General features: G+C 42.1%; 20 protein-coding genes. 1 reads left to right on the top strand and 19 read right to left on the bottom strand.

The annotated features are described in order from the left end of the window. Positions 1-52: 52 nt before the first annotated feature. The 11 genes from ACLTWA_RS01380 to ACLTWA_RS01330 form a co-directional block, all read right to left on the bottom strand. Complete coding sequence (locus ACLTWA_RS01380) at positions 53-655, bottom strand: DedA family protein (RefSeq protein WP_412327157.1); 603 nt, start codon at positions 653-655, stop codon at positions 53-55. A 35-nt stretch (positions 656-690) separates the two neighbouring features. Continuing rightward, complete coding sequence (locus tag ACLTWA_RS01375) at positions 691-1,746, bottom strand: tyrosine-type recombinase/integrase (protein WP_412325762.1); 1,056 nt, start codon at positions 1,744-1,746, stop codon at positions 691-693. A gap of 401 nt (positions 1,747-2,147) precedes the next feature. Next, positions 2,148-2,573, bottom strand: coding sequence for a VOC family protein (locus tag ACLTWA_RS01370; protein WP_412325761.1), 426 nt, complete (start codon positions 2,571-2,573; stop codon positions 2,148-2,150). Between the two features lie 17 nt (positions 2,574-2,590). Next, a complete protein-coding gene (locus tag ACLTWA_RS01365) occupies positions 2,591-4,150 on the bottom strand; it encodes an LCP family protein (RefSeq protein WP_412325760.1) in 1,560 nt (519 codons plus the stop codon). Positions 4,151-4,248: 98 nt separating this feature from the next. Next, on the bottom strand, positions 4,249-5,805 hold the full coding sequence (locus ACLTWA_RS01360) for a C40 family peptidase (protein WP_412325759.1): 1,557 nt from the start codon (positions 5,803-5,805) through the stop codon (positions 4,249-4,251). Positions 5,806-5,907: 102 nt separating this feature from the next. Then, the gene (locus ACLTWA_RS01355; protein WP_412325758.1) at positions 5,908-6,765 is read right to left on the bottom strand and encodes a Cof-type HAD-IIB family hydrolase; all 858 of its coding nucleotides are present in this window, start codon (positions 6,763-6,765) and stop codon (positions 5,908-5,910) included. Continuing rightward, entirely contained in the window at positions 6,762-7,502 is a 741-nt protein-coding gene (locus ACLTWA_RS01350) for a glycerophosphodiester phosphodiesterase (protein ID WP_412325757.1), read from the bottom strand. The genes ACLTWA_RS01355 and ACLTWA_RS01350 overlap by 4 nt, the downstream gene beginning before the upstream one ends. Before the next feature lie 25 nt (positions 7,503-7,527). Further along, positions 7,528-8,916, bottom strand: coding sequence for an ABC transporter substrate-binding protein (locus ACLTWA_RS01345; RefSeq protein ID WP_412325756.1), 1,389 nt, complete (start codon positions 8,914-8,916; stop codon positions 7,528-7,530). A gap of 43 nt (positions 8,917-8,959) precedes the next feature. After that, positions 8,960-9,868 (bottom strand): carbohydrate ABC transporter permease, encoded by a 909-nt coding sequence (locus ACLTWA_RS01340; RefSeq protein ID WP_412325755.1) that lies wholly within the window; start codon positions 9,866-9,868, stop codon positions 8,960-8,962. After that, positions 9,868-10,734 carry a carbohydrate ABC transporter permease gene (locus ACLTWA_RS01335; RefSeq protein WP_412325754.1) on the bottom strand — a complete coding sequence of 289 codons (867 nt, stop codon included), beginning with the start codon at positions 10,732-10,734 and terminating at the stop codon, positions 9,868-9,870. Before ACLTWA_RS01335 ends, ACLTWA_RS01340 begins: the two co-directional genes overlap by 1 nt. Positions 10,735-10,745: 11 nt before the next feature. Further along, a complete protein-coding gene (locus ACLTWA_RS01330; RefSeq protein WP_412327156.1) occupies positions 10,746-11,846 on the bottom strand; it encodes an ABC transporter ATP-binding protein in 1,101 nt (366 codons plus the stop codon). Between the two features lie 467 nt (positions 11,847-12,313). On the opposite strand from ACLTWA_RS01330, the gene glmS reads away from it, so the two are divergent. Then, positions 12,314-14,131, top strand: coding sequence for a glutamine--fructose-6-phosphate transaminase (isomerizing) (glmS, locus tag ACLTWA_RS01325; protein WP_412325753.1), 1,818 nt, complete (start codon positions 12,314-12,316; stop codon positions 14,129-14,131). A 92-nt stretch (positions 14,132-14,223) separates the two neighbouring features. Here glmS and ACLTWA_RS01320 read toward each other — a convergent pair whose 3' ends face one another. From ACLTWA_RS01320 to ACLTWA_RS01285, 8 genes are all read right to left on the bottom strand, one after another. After that, the gene (locus ACLTWA_RS01320; protein WP_412325752.1) at positions 14,224-14,694 is read right to left on the bottom strand and encodes a pyridoxamine 5'-phosphate oxidase family protein; all 471 of its coding nucleotides are present in this window, start codon (positions 14,692-14,694) and stop codon (positions 14,224-14,226) included. Position 14,695: 1 nt separating this feature from the next. Beyond that, positions 14,696-15,334, bottom strand: a complete 639-nt coding sequence (locus tag ACLTWA_RS01315) for an AAA family ATPase (protein ID WP_412325751.1) — start codon at positions 15,332-15,334, stop codon at positions 14,696-14,698. A gap of 240 nt (positions 15,335-15,574) precedes the next feature. Then, positions 15,575-16,492: an RluA family pseudouridine synthase gene (locus tag ACLTWA_RS01310; RefSeq protein WP_412325750.1), complete on the bottom strand. Its 918-nt coding sequence runs from the start codon at positions 16,490-16,492 to the stop codon at positions 15,575-15,577. Continuing rightward, complete coding sequence (gene lspA, locus ACLTWA_RS01305; protein WP_412325749.1) at positions 16,489-17,007, bottom strand: signal peptidase II; 519 nt, start codon at positions 17,005-17,007, stop codon at positions 16,489-16,491. The genes ACLTWA_RS01310 and lspA overlap by 4 nt, the downstream gene beginning before the upstream one ends. Before the next feature lie 10 nt (positions 17,008-17,017). Next, a complete protein-coding gene (gene aroB / locus ACLTWA_RS01300; RefSeq protein WP_412325748.1) occupies positions 17,018-18,106 on the bottom strand; it encodes a 3-dehydroquinate synthase in 1,089 nt (362 codons plus the stop codon). A 170-nt stretch (positions 18,107-18,276) separates the two neighbouring features. Next, positions 18,277-18,798, bottom strand: a complete 522-nt coding sequence (locus ACLTWA_RS01295; RefSeq protein WP_412325747.1) for a cell division protein SepF — start codon at positions 18,796-18,798, stop codon at positions 18,277-18,279. After that, positions 18,795-19,499 (bottom strand): YggS family pyridoxal phosphate-dependent enzyme, encoded by a 705-nt coding sequence (locus ACLTWA_RS01290; protein WP_412325746.1) that lies wholly within the window; start codon positions 19,497-19,499, stop codon positions 18,795-18,797. Before ACLTWA_RS01290 ends, ACLTWA_RS01295 begins: the two co-directional genes overlap by 4 nt. A 12-nt stretch (positions 19,500-19,511) precedes the next feature. Beyond that, complete coding sequence (locus ACLTWA_RS01285; RefSeq protein WP_412325745.1) at positions 19,512-20,951, bottom strand: HlyD family efflux transporter periplasmic adaptor subunit; 1,440 nt, start codon at positions 20,949-20,951, stop codon at positions 19,512-19,514. Positions 20,952-20,998 lie beyond the last annotated feature (47 nt).

Here is a 20,998-nt window from a genome sequence, read left to right as displayed (position 1 = left end):
CTTTAATAAACAGGCAGGGACTTTTCAGCCCCTGCCTGTTTTGTCAAAAGAGTTATTTTCGTTTTTTAATAAACCATACAATAACAGCAACGCCAATAACAGCCAATCCTATAACTGTTACATGGGAATAAACATCCATATATCCTACAATGCGTTCCCAACGGGAGCCGGCAAAGGCGCCAAGAAACACAAGGACAATGTTCCATATAAATGTACCAAGAGTTGTATAAAGAAGAAATTTCCCTATATGCATCCTGGCCATGCCTGCTGGAATGGATATCAAACTACGTATAAGCGGAATAAAACGGCAGAAGAAGATGGTTGGGGTTCCCCGCTTTTCAAACCAGCCTTCCGCGCGCTTAATATCAGCCCTTTTCAATCCAAGGATATGTCCCCATTTATCAACCAGCAGTTCCAGTCTTTCTACGGGCAGCAACAGACCAACGCTATAAAGAACGCAAGCACCCACAACAGATCCAACGGTCGCAAACAGGACGACTAACCATTTATTCATTTCGGTATATGTGGTCATAAAGCCGCCAAAAGTCAGAATCAGTTCTGATGGAATCGGTGGAAATATGTTTTCGATTGCTATAAGCAAAGCAATCCCCAGGTATCCATATTGATCCATAGTATTAATTATCCATTCCTGCATGTTCAAGTCCTTTCTTGATTTATTATTATCGGTAACTAGCTTTCTCGTAATTTAACCTTATTTCTTGCACTTCGGCGCCGTTCATCCTCTATAGCTGCATAATGTTTTTTGGTGGTATTAACATCTGAGTGGCCAAGAACATCCGCAACCAGATAAATATCACCCGTTTCTTTGTATAAACTGGTTCCATACGTGCTGCGCAGCTTATGCGGAGTGATCTTTTTTAAGGGAGTAACGAGTCTGGAATATTTCTTCACCAGGTTTTCGACGCTGCGAACAGCAATGCGTTTTTTCTGAAGAGAGAGAAAAAGTGCTTTTTCATGGCCCTCCTGGGGAATTATCACGTTTCTTTCTTCCAGATAATCGAGTAAAGCATCCTCGACCTCTGAGCCGAAATAGACCATAACTTCTTTGCCGCCTTTTCTGACAATACGAATTCCGCCGTTTTTAAAATCAATATCATCCAAATCCAGCCCAACACATTCTGATACACGGATTCCTGTACCAAGAAGCAGTGTGAGAAGAGCCAAATCACGTATTTTTGTTTTCGCATGGTAGGCCTTTTGCTTATCAGTCAGAGCATCCCCGCTTTCAACCTCATCAAGCAGAAGAGCAACTTCATCCACATCTAACCGAATAATATCCTTTTCATGAAGCTTTGGCAGCTGAACAAGAGCCGCCGGATTGTTTTGAAGCCGTTCATTCCGGTAATAATAATTATAAAAGCTTTTCAATGAGGAGATTTTCCTCATAATTCCCCGTTCTTTATTGGTTACTTGTTGATTTTTGTCATTGAAACGATATTTAAGGTATTCCATGTATTCTTCAATATCCACAACCTTGAGATTATCCAGGTTATCAAGGGAAATATTATGCATATCAGTCTTGCATAGAGACGGATTTTCTTTTTGCAGGAAATCAAAAAAAACTTTTAAATCATATGCATAAGCGATTCTTGTACGCGATGATGTACGTGGCTCAATGCCACGGAAGAAATCTCCGCAGAAATTGGGAAGTTCTTTTATTAATTCTCTAAGATGCCTTATATTTTCAATATCCTTTTGCTGATGATAGGATAGAGGAGCACTCATAATTTCACCTCATTTCTTTAATCGTAGTAGAATAATAGTTCCGTAAGGACTGGATCCGATTAACAATTGCATGGCCGATGAATAAATTAAAAATACATAACTTGAGTTGCACAATAATTAAACACATGAGTCATAGTCATATAAATAAGAGAAAGAAGATAGTCTAAGAAATATTTGTATACAGAGAGAAAACAATGCATAAGCACCTGAAACAAAATTCAAGTATAATTAGCAGATTGAACGAAAGTCTAATTTACGCCTTCCAACTATTCGTTAAACTAGACTTTCGCGAATAGTTGGAAGGCGCCATCTTATAAAGTCATTTTTTTATAACAAAAAAACACTTCTCTGTAAATTTTCCTTACACCAAATACTAGACTATTGCTTCTGCTTATAATCATCTACAACAATCCAAAATGCTCACTCTCCATAATTGCTTTCATCTGGCATAAGCAAAAAGGGTGTCCGGCAGGATCAAACATGACTCTCCAATTATCAGAAAATTGCTGATCTGCGGTTTTTGCTCCACACTGGATGGCATATTCAACGGATTTTTCTAAATCATTAACAGCGAAGTCTATATGTGCCATTTGCTGTTGAGCATCAGGCTCTTCCGGCCATACAGGAGGTTTATATTCACAATTCCGTTGAAACAATATGCTGGGATATGATCCTTGATTGGTTCCTGGAGCATATGCACAGGCATAGTCTTCATCCATAACCAGAACTTCCCACTTGAGCAATGCGGCATAAAATTTTGCTAATTCATTTGGGTCTTTGCAATCCATGGTAAATGCATACATTTTGATTTTCAATTCATCAGCCATTAAGCTATCCCTCCTTATTATTGAACTCCCGGACCGGCCTCTTCGTTATCTTGCAGCCCGGTCTTTTCTTCAGGATTTTCCTTTGTTCTGGTTTCTTCTTTTGTATCTTCTTTTGTTTCCTTTTTTGCTTCTGTTTCTTTTTGCTTTTCTTTCTGATCTTTTTGGGGTTGCTGCAAATCGGCACCTGGGCCTATGAGACTGCCATCTCCATTGGTTGGAACTGCAGTACTCTCCTGTTTCTCTGTCTCTGGTACTGTTTCCTCCGTACTTTCGTCGGATGGTTCGGTTATAGTTTCAGCCGTCGTTTCCACCGGCGCTTCCGTCTGGGGTACATCAGTATTTACAGATCCGGAAGAATTTTTCTTTTTGCTTTTCTTTGTGCCTCCTCCGGAAGGAGCATTTTCCCCAGGTTCAGAAATACCGCTTTCTTTGGCAATTCTGCTGCTGATTGCTTTAACGGTTGCTGATGGATGATAATCGGTTGTGCCATAAAGAAATTGCTGGAGCTGTATTACATTGCTTTCCAGCGTTGTGGCAATGACACAGTCCATGCGTCCCATTTTCATGGTAATACGTGAAAATGGAAAACCGGCAGTCTCTCCAATATGATATTTACTGATTCCTTTCGCAATCGACAGCACATCATTCATGCCGATACTGGTTGATATCTGAGGAAATACGGCAGTTACCAGACTGCTTCGCGTTGCAAAGTCAGCATTCTTTGCTTTTTCCATAGCCAGATTCACTACTTTACGCTGCCGTTCCGTCCGGTTAAAATCCGTATCCATAAGACGAAGTCTGGCATATGCAACTGCTTGTACCCCATCCAAATGATTCATACCGGCATGCTTTAACTGATAGGAGCCGATTCCTGTGGAATTAACGGTCTCTGTAATAAATCCATTTATGTATTTGAATTCCGAATCTGTAATCTCCAGGTCAATTCCTCCCAGAATGTTGATGGCATCGGCTACAGACTTCCAGTTAAATGTGGCATAGTCATCAATGTTAAGATCCAGATTTTCATTTAATGCTTCAATTCCCTGTTTATGACCGCCTTTAAAATAGGCCTCGTTGATTTTATGATAAGTCCCCTTGCTGTTGATTTTTAAATAAGTGTCCCGGAATACAGAAGCCAGCTTAATTTCTCCGGTAGCTTTATTGATGTTGCAAATCATTATCACATCGGACAGAGCACCCTTATCCAACTTTCCATCCCTGGAATCCACGCCGAAAATGGCAATGGTCCAGAATCCTTTCTGGTGAGTGCGCTGCTTCAGCATAAAGAATCCTGCAAATACCACCAAAACAAGGATTGCAAGCTCCATTAATATGATTCGCCGCTTATTCTTTCTCTTCCGCTTTTTTGCATTCCTCTTTTGACCGCTCGGAGAGCCTGCACGATGGGCCCTGGGGTTCCTTCCGGCTCCTTCGCTGTAATAGGTCCTGTCCCTTCCTGACGCCTGCTGCCGGTGTTTTCTTTGCGTTGACCGTTCCGTTTCACTGCTTTGCCCTCTCTTACTGTTCCCGCGTTTTTTACGGGCTCGCATCCGGTCTAATTCATCCTCATAATCCATGATCGAATCATCTATCCTTTCCTGAATTGTCTTAGACAGACTCTATTTCATTTTACCAGAAATGCATCTGTTAGTTCTTGCTTTTCTCTTAATTTTTTTCAATCGATTAATTTTCGGTAATAGGGCCAGTTAGCATCCATTGTCGTAACGGTAACATTGTTTACCAATGCACTGGATTCATGGATTACGGTCATAGTTCCATCCCTTTCCCAGCATAAAAACATAACTACATGCCCCTCATCTCCTGTCTTTAAAATGATATCACCTGGCTGCAGATCATTTCTTTGAACAGCTTCTCCGGCAGCTGCAAGACCAGATGTACTTTCAGATGAAAGCCTTTTATGGATCGAAGACCAGTACACCCAACTGATCCATCCGGAACAGTCAAGACCTTTCATGGCTCGTCCCTTTTCATCAGGTGTTACAAGTGCTCCAAAATTATTATTTTCATAATCTGCACAAGCCGGTTTTCCACCCCAGTAATAGGGAACTCTTCCTACGGATGCCAATGCATAATGAATCAGCTTACGCCTGTTCTCAGAAAGGTTTTCTGGAAGACGGTTCATATAGTTGTCAATTTCTTCATAGGAAAGAGGCTTTGTAAGAAAAGAAGGGGTCAGAGTCAGGCCGTAAGCTTCCGTCCAATTCTGATTCGCCAGGTTCCTGGCGCTCTTTTTAGTTTCCTCTGTCCACCCGGGCCAATTTACAGTATTATTTTGAGTATTGCCTATGGCGTCCAGGGAAAATAACCCTTTTTTACTGTCTGATAATCCTGCAATGACAGCCTTCACATGAAGATCCACATGCCCTGGACATGCAGTTTTCACAAAAGTCTCCGCTGGTTCTGTTGGCTGGGCTTCCGCTGTCACAGTCTCCGCTTTTATTAAGTCAATGCCAGGACCGATTTCCTTTGACGGTTCTGTTTCATTTTGTTGGATTTCCTCAGCGTCTGGCAGATCTGCCTGCGATGGAGAAGCCTCATAAGCTGCAGCGAAAGAATTCTCAACCAGATTTCCTTCAAGGGAACCTCCGCAATCATAGATGTCACTGATGGAGTATTGAAAGCTATGGGAGCTTTCCCACAGCTGATTGGCATAACTTAAAAAAGCATCGTAGTCTTCCGGTGCAGAATAATAAAGATATGTATTGGCCATGGACATGATTTCCTGTATGTTGGATCGGGGAGAAATCTGTTTTCCATTTTCATCATAAAAGCAAATATCTGCGTTTTCAAAAGAAAGACCTTTCAAAGAACCAGATGGCATCCCAAGGCTTGCAGCCACCTTTTCCGGGCTTTCATTTGCCAGTTGGTATATAGAGGCCAGCCATGCAGAATCCTTTAGAGACAGCATTTCTGCTGCCTCTGCTCCAAGGCTTTTTTCCTGGCTGCCGCCTTCTCTATAAAGAAAGGCCAGATTCAATGCTGTAAGGGAAGGAACATAAGGAGCAGGTATCTCCTGCACCTCTTTTATCCTGACAGGATGTTTTTTTTCTGCTGCTGCTTTCGGTTTGGGTAATGAATCATCCGCAAACGCAGCCAAAGGTCTGTCATAAAAGGAAATATAAGATTGGGAGAACCTGCAAAGACCGCCTCCCAAAAGAGCCATTAATATGGCGGCTGATATCTGTACTTTTGCTGTTTTTTTTCGTTTCATCTGCTATTGTTCCTGTAATTATTCTTCTAAAACAGAACTATAGCACAACACAGCAGTAAAATACAGACAAAAAGATTTAATAGTTTATTAAGATTGAAGGAATCAGCAGACTGCTGCTGCCTCTGAAAGAATAAGGGCTTCAATAGCAAATGCCACGCCATCTTCCTCATTGGTTCTTGTGGTAAGACGTGTACTTTGTTTGATAAGATCGGAAGCATTTCCCATGGCGATGGTATATCCAAACGGCAGGCTTAGCATGGATAAATCATTTTCACTGTCGCCGATAGCCAGGATCTCTCTCGGATGGATCTTGGATTTTATGGCGTATTCCATAAGCGCAGAACCTTTTTGTGCCTTCTCGTGAGTCAGTTCCAGATTGTTGGGAGCGGAAGAAGCAATGGAAATCCCATTTTCCTTTTCCAGCAAAGCTCGAATCTGCTCCAGTACCTCTTGATTTTCGTGAACCACCGACATTTTGTAAATATTCATGGCGGATCTTAACAGTGACTCCTCCGTTGTAAACTTAAAGCGGCTTTCTATGGTTTCATATGTATGTTCATCAGATACCATGGAAAGAAATACTTTATTTTCAAAACTATTCTTAAGTTCTTCCCGGCTGGCGGTAGTATAGCTTCCCTCTTCTGTCATGAAATCAAAGATAACAGGATAAGGACGGCAGATATTAAGAATACTGGTTACCTGGCTTTCCAGTAAAGGCTGATTTCTAAGCTTTTTCCCATTCCTGTCAAATACGGCGGCACCGTTCATACAGATAATATCGCAGGAAATTCCAGCCTCTGCCAAAGGTGCATAGGCATCTTCGTAATTTCTGCCGGTACAGACAACAAGTTCAATATTTCTCTGTGCAAGTGCCTGAATGGCAGCGACATTTAATGGGGAAATTTTCCCATAGCGGTTTAATAAAGTTCCATCCATATCAGAGGCAACTAATCGAATCATATGTTATTTCCTTTCTTATCTATAATTTTTCTGGCAATATCAGGGGTATTGGTAATGATTGCGGCAACCTCCTGCTCTGCCAGGTATTCTATCAAATGTTCATCATCGACTGTCCATACGTGAAGCGGAAGCTTTCTTCTTCTGGCGTCTTTCATCAGCTTATCGTTTCGGAACTGATATACCGGCGGATGCAGCGCATCAGCACCGATAAGCCTGGTGTAGCCTATGACATTGATCCAGCCGTCTGAGTAAAGAAGTCCTGTGACAGCATCAGGATCCAGTTTCTTTATCTTTACAATACTTGGATGGCAGAAGGAAGAATAGATCACTCTATCTTCCATTCCAGCCATTTTTACCTCAGTCAAAACCTTTTCTTCAATGCCTTTGTAGCGGAAGATTCCGGTTTTCAATTCGATATTGACCGTAAGAGACGTTGGCTTTAACAGCATCAATACCTCCCAAAGCTCCGGAATTACCGCATCTTTATATTCCGGACACAGTATATTGCAGGGAAACCGCTTCAGTTCTTCCAGGGTAAAATCCTTTACATATCCGCTTCCATCACAGGTACGGTCTATGGTTTCATCGTGAATTACCACCAGTTTTTTATCTTTTGTCAGCTGTACATCCAGTTCAATTCCATCTGCATCTTGTTTGATTGCGAGTTCAAATGCTTCCAGTGTATTCTCTGGTGCATAAGCGGAGGCGCCTCTGTGTGCCCAAACCTTTGTCTTCATTTGCCAATACCTTTCTGAGGATCATTTAATTGTTTAATAAATTATAATCTTCAATAGATTTATTGATGTTTTCTGCCATTTTTGCAACTGCATCTTCCGGTGTACCGTTATTGTTGATCATATTTTCAATTTCCGTTTCCACGATCTGTCTTGCTTCCGGGAATACGCTTAATAATGCACCGGCAGATTGAGGAGTGGAATCATGAAGCTGGTCAATAGCAGTCTGAAACTGAGGGAATTTTTCAATGTTTTCCTTGAAAACAGGCTCATCATGTGCGGCTACCGTAACAGGGAAATATCCGGTCTGTGAATTCCAGTAAGCCTGGCTTTCCGGTGATACCAGAAATTTTACGAATTCCCATACCGCCTGCTGCTTTGCAGGATCTTCGTTGTTCAACGCCCATAAAGAACCGCCGCCAATGGAAACGCCGCCTTTGTCATCATCACTTACTTTAGGAAAATATGCAGTTCCTACTTCAAATTTTCCATTAACATCATTTAAAATCTGTTTTAAGGATGCGGTAGAGCCCAAGGTCATGGCTGACTTACCGGCACTGAAATCTGCAAGACCTGCATCTCCGCCTCTTCCTACATTAGGTGCATAGCCTTTTTCTGATAATTCTTTCCATGCTGCCAGGGTCTTTACACCTGCTCCGTTTTTGTCAAAATCCACTGCGGTTGCTGCTGCTTCTCTCCCGTTTCCGTTGTCTGCATAATGAGCCTGCTGTTTACAGATAAACTGCTCAAAAAACCAGCCGTAGATACCAAGGGAAATAGCCTCTCCGGCTCCGCCTTTGCTTGTTAAATCATCTCCGATTTCAGCAATGCCTGGAAGACTGTCGGGAATCTCTGTAATTCCTGCTTTCTCAAAGATATCTTTGTTATAATAAAGAATTGGTGTGGAGGAATTAAAGGGCATGGAATAAAGTTTGCTGTCCACAGAATAATAAGCGGCGATGTTTGGTTCTATCTGAGTAACATCCCATTTATCCTTATCAATTAAATCCTGCATTGGGACCACCCAGCCGGAATCGATCATAAAGCGGGTTCCGATGTCATAAATCTGTACCAGATCGGCGCCCATATTGCCAATCTGGGCACTCTTAAGTTTATTAATGGCATCGTCATAGCTTCCCTGGTACTGGGCTTCCACTTGAATGCCGGAAGTATTTTCTTTGTTAAACTTATCCACAAGTGTATTGATAGCCTCTCCGTTGACACCTCCCATGGAATGCCAGAAGGTTATGGTCGTTCCTTCCGGGGCCTTGGTTGTTTCGGCGTCGGTAGTCTCTGCGGTTGCTGCTGCAGATTCGCTGGAACCGGAATCATTAGTTCCTGTCTGGCTTGCACATCCAGACAGCAATCCTGTTGCCATCATGATTGCCATAGTTAAGGCAAATATTCTTTTTCTCATTTTCTTTCCTCCAGATTTTAATGGTTTTATGTTCTGAATCAGGTCAGCCTTTGACAGCCCCTGAAAACATTCCTCGTATCAGCTGCCGCTGTCCTGCGATAAATATTGAAATTGACGGAACAATGATCATGACAACTCCTGCAACCATCATTGATATTGATTGTGAATCCACACTGTCCAGCATCCCGATTCCGATCTGTACCGTTCTCATCCGGTCCGTACCGGTAACCAGAAGAGGCCACATATACATGTTCCAGGCATTAATAAACGTATAGACAGCCATGGCCCCTATGGCGGATTTCGTTAGCGGCAGCAAGATACTGTAAATAAATCTTAAGTTGGAACAACCATCTATCTTTGCAGACTCATATAAAGAGATGGGAAAGGATTTATAAAACTGCCGGAAAAGGAAAATTCCCATAGCTGAGGTCAAGTAAGGAATAATAAGCACCTGATAGCTGTCAAGCCATTTTAACCCGCTTACAGTTAAGTAATTTGAGATAATGGTAGCCTCTCCGGGAATCATCATGGTCGCCATAACAAGCATGAACAGCAGATTTTTTCCCTTAAAGTCCAGAAATGAAAAGGAAAATGCTGCAAGAGAACAGGATATCATCTGACCAAATGTAATACAGCCTGCAACAAAAAAGGAATTTACGATAAACCGGCCCAATGGAATTTTAACCATGGCCTGCCGGTAATTCTCAAAGGTAGGACTTGACGGAATTAAGTTCATACTTGTTGTGAACAGTTCGCTGGAAGGCATAAAGGCAATACTGACTGCATACAAAAGAGGAAGCAGTATAAAGACGGACATAACCAGATTTGCCATTACAAGTGCCAGTTTCCCTGCCCTTCTGCGTAAAATAGCTCTCGTAACGGCTGACCGTTTGAGTTTTTCAAGTTCTTCCTGATTCATATCTTTAGTGGCATTTGCAATTACAGATTCCATCAGTAGTTTACTCCCTTCTTTTCTAACCGGAACATACACAAGGTTAGAATCATTATAATGATAAACAGAATAACCGACTGAGCAGCAGCGCTTCCAAAACGGTAGTTAAAGAATGCATCCCGGTATATGGAATATACGATTAAATTGGTGGACTCTCCCGGTCCTCCCTGAGTCAGCACCTTTACCTGGCCAAAGGATTGAAAAGCCTGAATGATGTTGACGACCAGTGTGTAAAACATAATTGGACTTAACCCGGGTAGTGTCAGGTAAAAAAAACGGTGAAAGGAATTTGCTCCGTCTACGGAAGCTCTTTCATAAATCGTCTCATCAATGTTGCTGAGTCCTGCACTGAAGTATAGAAAATTAATTCCGCTGTTTAACCATGCCGTCAAAAGAGCGACACAGACCAGCGCATACCTGGGATCACTGATCCAGTTAATATTTAATCCCAGGACCTTATTAACAATTCCGATGGAAGGATGAAGCATGATTTTAAATATCATGGCTGCGGAACTTGAAGCAATGGCCATTGGAAGTGCATAAGCCGTACTGAATATCCGGATACCAGGAAATGTTTTATTGCAGAGAACCGCTCCCATTAACCCTAACAGCATGCTTACGGATACGACAATAAGAACAAAGACCCCGGTCACAAGCAGGCTGTTAAAAAAAGAGGAAGATTTTAAAAGCTCCGAGTAATTGCCAAGCCCCACGAAAAGCTTGGCCTGTCCCATTTTATTGGTTTTATAAAGGCTTAAGTAAATCGTCTTAAAAAAAGGATAAAACAGGAATAATGCAAATACCGCTAATGCCGGAACAAGATAAGCATAAGGACCTGCTTTCTTCACAATGGTTTTTAAATTCATAAGAAAACTCCTTAGATATATAATATATTCTGATCCGTATCCATATCAAATAACTTGATCCGGTCCATGTCCACATATACCGGGAGACTTTCCCCGGCTTCTGCTTTAATGCCAGGTATTAATCTGGCACACACTTCCGATCTTCCGATCCGTCCATGAAAAAGGATTTCAGAGCCCAGTACTTCCCTGATATCCACCTGTAAGATAAGTTTTTGTTCTTCAGGCCCAGTCTCGTGGAAATCCTCAGGTCTGATTCCCATACATACCCTTTTGCCAATGTATCCTCCCTTTATAAGCCGGCTGGCACAAACAGGATTGACAAAAAGTCTTTGATTGTTAAATTCCAGACAAATCCGGTCTTCCTTCCGTTCCACCCATACCGGTATAAAATTCATAGAAGGAGAACCGATAAAACCGGCAACAAACTTATTCACAGGATTCTGGTAAATATCGCCTGGAGATGCAGCCTGCTGGATCTCCCCCTGGTTCATAACTACAATCCTGGTTCCAAGAGTCATGGCCTCCACCTGATCATGGGTCACGTAAATAATGGTGGCTCCCAGTTCTTTATGCAGCTTTGAAAGCTCCACTCGCATCTGTGTCCGGAGCTTTGCGTCCAGATTTGATAAAGGTTCATCCATCAGATAAGCTTTTGGCTGACGTACAATCACACTTCCGATGGCTACCCGTTGTTTCTGCCCTCCGGATAATGCGTATGGTTTTCTGTCCAGTAAATGGCTGATATGAAGGATATCAGCCGCTTCTTTTACTCTTCTGTCTATTTCTTCTCTGGGAACTTTATGTACTTTTAACCCAAAAGCCATATTCTGGTAAACTGTAAAATGCGGATACAGAGCATAGGACTGAAAAACCATGGATAAGTCTCTGCTCTGAGGGCTGGTCATATTCATGAGGCAGCCATCGATCCACAATTCACCGGAGGAAAGATCCTCCAGCCCTGCGATCATCCGCAGCGTAGTCGATTTTCCGCATCCGGAAGGGCCCACCAGAATAAGAAACTCCCGGTCTTTAATTTCGAGATTAAAATTTTTTACGGCACTTTGGCCATTTTTATAAGTCTTACAAACATTTACCAAAGACAAGCTTGACATGTTTATTTTCATTCCTTTCCCCTGGTCTTAAATTCATTGTATTGGACCGATGTAAAATGAAAAAGAAACTTTACGTAAAAAGGATGTAAATCATAGTATTGACTCACAAACCAACAAAGGCTATAATAAACTGTATTTATGAAGGAGGCATAAATTCTTAATAGCAAAGCTAAGCGCCATGCACCTGACGGTACGAACGTGAACGTTTTTCTCTGAAAAACGGTATCAAAGGTTAACGAGGTGAAAGGTTATCGAAAATTCGGCGGATGCCTTTCCATGCCCTCCGGGCGTGTATCCATCGTGAAATATGCAGGTAACTGCAAAACAAACACGCTGGAACCGGGGATATACGAAAGATGAAAATGCAAGGAAGAGCTGCCTTTCGATAAGGAAACAGACAGCCTGTTTTTTGTTTGCCGTTTTTCTCTTGCATGCATGAAATGGAAAATAAAAGGAGATCGAAAATTATGTGTGGAATTATAGGATATACAGGACCTTTAGACTCAAAAAAGATATTGCTTGAAGGACTTTCCCAGTTGGAGTACCGCGGCTATGACAGTGCAGGGATTGCTCTTTGTATGGAGAACTCGCAAATCCGCCTGATCCGGCACACCGGTAAGGTATTAAATTTAAAAGAAGGCTGCAAGGACGTGACAGAAGTGTCCCATTGCGGGCTTGGACATACCAGATGGGCAACCCACGGAGGTGTAACCATGGAAAATACCCATCCCCATCAGGCCGGACGGGTCACTTTGGTTCATAACGGCATCATAGAAAATTATCACCAGCTCACTACAGATTTTCAATTGGAGAGCAAGCTTCGTTCCGAAACGGACAGCGAAGTAGCCGCATGGGTACTGGACAGTATCTATCAGGGTGATCCGGTAGATGCTATTGCAAAACTGGTAGGTTATTTAAAAGGCTCCTACAGCTTCTGTATGATGTTTGAAGACCACCCGGGGGAAATCTATGCCATCCGCAATGTAAGCCCTCTGGTGGCTGCTTATACCCGCTCAGGGTCATTTCTGGCTTCGGACCTGACTGCCCTCATCCCTTATACCAGACAGTACTTTGTAGTTCCGGAGGATCATATCGTAAAGCTGACCTCTTACCAGGTGCAGTTATATGACTTAAATCAGCAGGAACAGCATCCGGAACTATTAGAAATCAACTGGAATATGGAGTCAGCGATGAAGAACGGATTTCCCCATTTTATGCTCAAAGAAATCCATGAACAGCCCGAAGCACTGAAAAATACCATTCTTCCCCGTCTGGTAAAAGGTCTTCCCGACTTTACCGATGATCAGATTCCGGACCGTGTATTGAAAGAGTGTAATCAGATCCATATTGTGGCATGCGGAACAGCCATGCACGCAGGCATGGCAGCCAGGGCCCTTATGGAGCCGCTTTTGAGAATCCCGGTAACAGTATCCATTGCTTCCGAATTCCGCTATGAGGAGCCGCTGGTAGACGAAAAAACACTGATCATCATCATCTCCCAGTCCGGAGAAACCATTGATACCCTTGCTGCCATGCGTCTGGCAAAAAACTATGGTGCGGCCACATTATCCGTTGTAAACGTAAAGGGCTCTACCATAGCAAGAGAAAGCGACTACGTTCTATATACCCATGCCGGCCCTGAAATCGCAGTTGCCAGCACAAAAGCTTATTCCGTACAGTTGGCTGCCCTCTATATGATTTGCTGCCGTATGGCATATGTGCGCGACAGCTACAGCAAAGAAGAAGCCAAGGATTTCATGAAACAGCTGCTGGATGCCATTCCGGCTATGGAAGCAATGATCGAAAAAAAGGATTTGGTCAAAGACCTGGTATCTCATCTGATTCAAAAGCCGGATGCTTTTTTCATCGGCAGGGGCCTTGATTATGCATTTTCTCTGGAAGGTGCGCTGAAATTAAAGGAAATATCCTATATTCACGCAGAGGCCTATGCTGCCGGAGAATTAAAGCATGGAACCATTGCACTCATAACCGACCAGGTTCCTGTCATTGCCATCGCCACTCAGGAAAAGGTGTTTTTAAAAACCATATCAAACATCAGGGAAGTGAAAGCACGGGGAGCCTTTGTTATCTTACTGACAAAAGAGAATGCCAGGGTGGAAAACGGGATTGCTGACATTCAGATCAATATACCAGACATCGGTGACCGTTTTACAGTTTTCCCAATTGCAGTAATTCTTCAGCTTATCGCTTATTATGCTTCGGTAGGGAAGGACCTTGACGTGGACCAGCCAAGAAATCTGGCTAAATCTGTAACCGTGGAATAATCAGTTTTAAACAAAATATCCCAGATAACCGCAAACGGACATTTTCAGTTAATCCTGAAAATGTCCGTTTGCTCTGTTATGCAGTAACAGATCTATTGTATAATGGCAATATCCATCTGAAAGGGAAATATCTCCGCTTTCTTTTCCTTAAAATCAACCTGATATCCCAATCCGTCTTTATAAAAGAATCCATTGACCGGATCGATTTTGATATAGCACATGTTTTCATATGCTTCGTCGTTATGTTGAAAATACCATGCTTCAAATGCATTTATTAATTTTTCCCGTATATCTTTGTTTTTCGGATCAAGGGGATGGCCGATATTAGTTGCTATTCCCTGAAAACGATGCATATCCTTACATAAGGCGACCATGGAATTGCTTTCAATTTCCCGCACCTTTTTTGTTCCGGTAAAAGTCACAATGTAAAAGCTTCCGTTATCAAACAACGTATCCACAAACCGGAGGGAAGGTATATTATTTTCTGATGTAGCCCATGCAAACTGACAATCCCGCCCGAATAGATCCTGCAGGACATTCATGCTCTTGTTGTAATCGTCCATACTATTTCTCCTTTATCCTAAGGGTTTTTGCATTCACAAATTCCTGTATAATCTTAACCGCACCATCGATTCCTACGGCACTGCGGTTGATGCATAAATCATAGCTTTTTACATTTCCCCACTTCTTGTTGGTATAATAATTATAATAGCTGGAACGCTTTTTATCCGTCTTAACCATCAGATCCTTTGCTTTTGCATCATCAATTTGGTGCAGCTCCTTTAAGGCTTCCATTCGGTCATTCTCATCGGCTGTAATAAATACGGATATCAGATTTTCATAATCGGCCAGAGCATAATCCGCACATCTGCCTATAAAGACACAGGATTTTTCTTCCGCCAGCTGCTTAATGGTTTCAAACTGGGCTAAAAAAAGTTTGTGATCCATGGGCATATCCATATGACCGGATGTCGTAAAACCCAGAGAATACGTATCCATAACTAGAGAATACAGCAAACTGTTGGCAGGCTTTTCATCATGAGAATAAAAAAGTTCTTCACTTAATCCGCTGTTCTTTGCTGCAACAGCAAACAGTTCTTTGTCATAACACTTGACGCCTAATTTTTCTGCCAGCTTTTCCCCAATCTTTTTTCCTAAACTTCCACATTGCCTATCTATTGAAATGACGGGATGCTTATTCATACCAAATCACTCCTTTAACTTATATTATATAATTAATTTTACCATCAAATTGTATAAATGTCAGTAAAATTAAAATAAAGTTGCTTACAAGGCAATGCCGGAGGAAAAGAAGCAAAAGTAACTTGTATAAGAAAGAATCCCCAACCGCCGCAGTGCGATCCTCTGGAAGTTTTTTTCCTTTTATAGGACGAACTTTCTTATACGAGAAAAAATGCGGCCATAAAATCGGCCGCATCATCTTTATATATTGGATCTTAGTTTTTTTAATAAATCTTCAAAATAATCCGGCAAAGGCGCCTTAAATTCCATGTACTCCTTGCTCCTTGGATGGCGGATTCCCAGAACACCGGCATGCAGGGTCTGCCCGTTTAACCGAAACGGAGATTTTGCCGGACCATAAACAGAATCCCCTAGCAAAGGATGGCCAATGCTTGCCATGTGCACACGGATCTGATGGGTGCGTCCGGTCTCAAGCTGACATTCCACATAGGTAAACTGCCGAAACCGCTCCAGCACCCGGTAATGAGTGACGGCATCTCTTCCGTTTTTTTCATTGACACTCATCTTTTTCCGGTCGACGGGGTGACGTCCAATGGGTGCGTTTATGGTTCCTTCATCCTCTTTCAGGTTACCGTGGACTACTGCATAATATTTTCTTGTAATGGAATGTTCCTTTAACTGCTCCGCAATGGAATTATGAGCCATATCATTCTTGCATACAATAAGGACACCTGTCGTATCCATATCAATCCGGTGAACGATTCCGGGGCGCATAACCCCATTGATACCGGATAATTCACCACGGCAGTGAGCCATTAAGCCGTTGACCAGTGTTCCGCTGTAATGGCCTGCGGCAGGATGAACCACCATGCCTTTTGGTTTATTGATGAGTATGATATCCTGGTCCTCATAAACAATATCAAGTTCCATGTCTTCCGCTTCAATTTCCGGTTCTACGGCTTCCGGGATGGATAACTCGATCTGGTCTCCAACATTCACTTTATAATTACTCTTTACCGCTTTCTGATTGACCAGTACAGTTTCTTCTTTTAGTAATTTCTGCAAATAGGAACGGGAAATCCCACTGCATTTTTCAGCCAGGTACCGGTCAATGCGAATTCCTGTTTCCTCCGCTGTTACGGTAAATCTCTGGTTCAATTGTCTTCCCCCTTCTTACCAATTGACAGACAGGATAAGTCTTCTTCCTTATAATAAAAAAAGAACAAAATCATAAAAAAGAACATGGAAACGGTAACGTAACAATCTGCCACATTAAAGATTGGAAAATCAATCAGCTTAAAGTACAGAAAGTCAACAACATATCCTCTTGAAAAACGGTCGATCATATTTCCAACTGCACCTGCGGATAAAAACATGGCGATAAGATGAAGAGGAATATATTTTTTAGTTGCCGGCATACGCGCAATTGCAAATATGGCGGCTGACAGTACAATAACTGCAACAAGCAGGAAAAAAAACTTTTTCCCCTGAAGCATTCCAAATGCAGCTCCCCGGTTCTCTGAATATAACAGTTCAAACACACCATTCCAGATATTATAGGCACTCTGATTCATAAGATGTTTTACTGCAAGGAACTTGGTCCACTGATCAAGGCCGATTGCCGCAAAAAATCCGATGAACAGTCCAAAGATTAGTTTTGTCTTCTGATTCATGAAACTCTCCTTATGCTAAGATTGGTAAAAGACCTTCTGACATTTCCGCCTCAGTGACAGTTTTATCCACGTATGCTTTTCCAATCTGTTCTAACAGAATAAACCGGATCGTTCCGGAATCCATCTTTTTATCGTTCCTGGTAAGATCAATGATTTCACCGGCAGAAAGCCCGCTCACAGTAACAGGCATATCAAATTGTTTCATGATCTCCCAGAGCCTTGAAAGCTCATGCTCTGGAATCAGTCCCCGTTTCATGGATATGGCCATCGCAGAGATACAGCCAAGACCCACACAATGACCATGAAGCAGCTTAAAATCGGAAAGCTTTTCAATGGCATGTCCAAGCGTATGCCCTAAATTTAAAAGGGCTCTTTCTCCCTGTTCCGTAGGGTCCTTTTCAACCACATCACGCTTGATCTGGTTGCTGACACGCACCATCTCCTCAAGTATAACAAGCTCTCTTTTCTTTATGGCAGGAATATGCTTTATGAGCCATTCATAATAAACTGCATCCCGAATCAAACCATGCTTGATGACTTCCCCCATTCCGGAAGAAAACTGTTCTTCGGAAAGAGTTTTTAATGCGGATATATTGGTATACACAAGCTTTGGCATGTGGAAAGCACCTACCATATTTTTATAAGCATCAAAATCCACACCGGTCTTACCGCCGATGCTGGAGTCCACCTGAGACAATAGTGTGGTGGGAACCTGAACAAAGGAGATGCCTCTTAAATAGGTGGCAGCGGCAAAACCACACAAATCTCCAACCACACCACCGCCTAATGCCAACAGATAATCATGGCGGTCAAATTTCTTATTAATCAGGGTTTCATATAAACCGCGTACGGTATCCAGATTTTTGTTCTCCTCCCCTGCCGGAAAGATAAAAGGAACCGTCTCCCTGCAACAGGCTGCTACGATGGCTTCCACCTCCTTTAAGTATAAAGGAGCAACATTAGAATCTGTAACAATGCATACCCTGCGTCCTTTGAGGTTCAATTGCCTCAGTTCCTGTTCGAGTCCATTAAATGTCATTTCCATGACGATATCATACAAAAAAGCACCATTTAAGTGTACCGGAATTCTATTTCCCATGACGCCGTTCCTCCATCGTATATTTTCTCTTCCATTACGGAAGAAAGCAAACAATTCCCCTCTCCACTTTTGCCCTGCAGCCTGGCAGTGCGAATAACAAGTGTGCAAAACGGAAAATTGTCTGCTTGTACCATTTCAACAAATACATAATCTCTTTTTCAAAAAACTTGCTAAAGGCGCAGATTCATACCGCCCATATCCAAGCTTCCGCTATTTAATAAGTCCTGAAAATCACCAGACAGTTCAACGGATTCGGGAGTTGCTATGAATATGTAGTTTGATATCTTCTGCAAATTGCCATTCATGGAATACGTGGCGCCGGAAGTAAAGTCAATGATCCTCTGAGCAACTTCCGTATGAATGCCTTCCATATTAAGAACTACCGCTTTTCCTGACAGCATATGATCACAGATTTCTTTCGCATCTTCAATAGAGGTCGGCTTCACCATTGACACTTCCATTGTCCGTGACTGTTTCATAGGAACTACTTTGGGAGAACGTGACAGGAAGCGAGGCTTCTGCTCATATTCCTCTTCTTCATCGTAGTAATCATCCTCAGTCTTCTTTGAAAAGAGTGTTTTCTTTGCAGGCTTTACTTTTTCATCCTCGTAATCGTCATCTAAGTAATAATCATCGTCATCTTCTGTATCATTTAAGCGCATGCTATCCATCAGTTTGCCTAAAATGCTCATACTTCATTCTCTCCAATCTTATATCTTGTACCAAAAATTCCGGTACCGACTCTAACAAGAGTAGCCCCTTCTTCTATTGCAACTTCATAGTCTCCGGTCATACCCATTGAGAGCATATTCATATTAACATTATCAATGTTTTTGCTTTGCATGTCAACATAAAATTGTCTTAATTTTTTAAAAACAAAGCGATTTTCCTCAGAATTTTCTACAAAAGGCGCAATAGTCATAAGGCCTTTTATCCTTACATGGGGAAACAAGGCGATTTTACGAATTGCGTCTTCTGTTTCCTCCAAACGAAATCCAAATTTACTTTCCTCTTCTGCAACATTTACTTCCAGAAGAATGTCAACCGTCAAAGCTTTTCTGGCTGCCTCCGCTTCAATCTGTTCTGCCAGGCGAAGGGAATCCACACTGTGGATAAGTACCGCTTTATCAACGACCTGCTTTACCTTATTCCGTTGAAGATGACCAATCATATGCCACCTTATGTCTTTTGGAAGCTCTCCGTATTTATCGCAAAGCTCCTGCACCTTATTTTCCCCGAAATCCCGGACTCCCGCAGCATAGGCTTCTTCTATCATGGAAACTGGCTTCGTCTTGCTGACTGCAATCAGAGTTACTTCCTGCGGATCTCTTCCAGCCTTCTTACAGGCAGAAAGAATACGTTTCTTTACTTCTTTAAGATTTTCCAGAACCAAATCAATCACCTCTTATTGATATATTAATTCCCCTTCATTAACAGTATCTGCATTAAGAACAATATGGTCATATACAGCAAGTCCGTAAGTCATGTTCTTTTTGATCGTGTAATATTCATCATTGGAGGCCAAAACGTCAATTTGTTTAAATACAGCATACCCTTTATTGATGTTATACACCCCCTGCAGAGAAGCAATGGGGCCTAATTGATAACGATCCGTGGAATTGGGCTTAACAATATAATCTCCAACCTTAAACCCGCCTTCCGCTCCAGTCTCAATATAGTAATTATTACCTTCAGAATAATAAATTTCAGCTGGAACAAAAACAACAGAAGTGCCGGACTGAGAATAAACTTCCTTATTAAAGCCGGTTTCCGTGCTGTCTCCTCCCTGGGTCAGGTAATCTATGGGAACAAGATAAAAATCCTTTTTCGTCACAGAAGTCACCGGAATCTTAAGACCGTCGACCCGGTCGGACATAATCTCAAAATCCACATAGCGCTCAGACGCAAACTGTACCATGTATTTGTCAAAATCCAATTTTCCGAATGTCTTTCCATCCTTACCAGAAAACACAGAAAAGTTTCCCGAAGCCTTTAGATTCTGCCCGGCGAATTCAACGGTAAGGCTTGTCTTATCCCCGTATACCTTTGCATCCTCTTCTGTCAAAGGAAATACTACCGACCACAAGTCCGAAGTAATAAGTTTATATACCGGAACCCCTTTTTCAATCAAATCTCCGGATTTTATTATGGATTTTGTATACTTGCTTCTGTCAAAGACATCCTCCGAAATGTCAGATGGAGTCAGCGTTTCATAAGAATCTACACCATAAGAAACAATACCGGCCTTGTCCGACTTTACCTGCTGAAAATTAACACCGGCCTTGTCCATCTTATCACCAAGATCATTCAGGGCATTTAAATTCATGTATTCCATAACTTCAGCATCTAAGGATAATTTGGTATCATAGACAGACCGAAAACGGTCACTATTGTATGCCAAGCTGAATCCGGTCAGCTGTTTTTTCAGTTCTGAAAGATTTTCAGGTTTTAAAGTCACTTTTTCCTGGGAATTCTCCGCAAGAAAAGAAGCAATACTTCCGGTTTCATCAATAGAATATACCCGGGTTCCATTCGATGCCCGTTTGCCTTCTCTGACGTAGTAATTAACGTATCCGGAACGGTCTGTATTCCTGACTTCTTCCTGCCGTAGAATAATGCCTGTATGATTTTTATTGTTTACGATGCTTCCTTCCTGCACTTCGTAAAACTGTATCTTATCTCTTCTGAAGTAAGCGGTTACACTGAACACCATATAAACAAAAATCAACGCAAAGATGATCATGCCAACATTGATATTCAGAGGCCGTCGGTAACGGATGATTTTTTTGCTTTTCTTTGGGTGAGCAGCCTGCTTTGATGGCCGCGGTGCCTTATGTCTTGCCAACCTGACGCCTCCTTTCCCTTTACACATTATAAAAGGAAATTCATAAA

The organism is Lacrimispora sp., assembly GCF_046972725.1.
Taxonomy (GTDB): Bacteria; Bacillota; Clostridia; order Lachnospirales; family Lachnospiraceae; genus Lacrimispora.
This window is presented reverse-complemented; position numbering and strand designations above follow the sequence as displayed.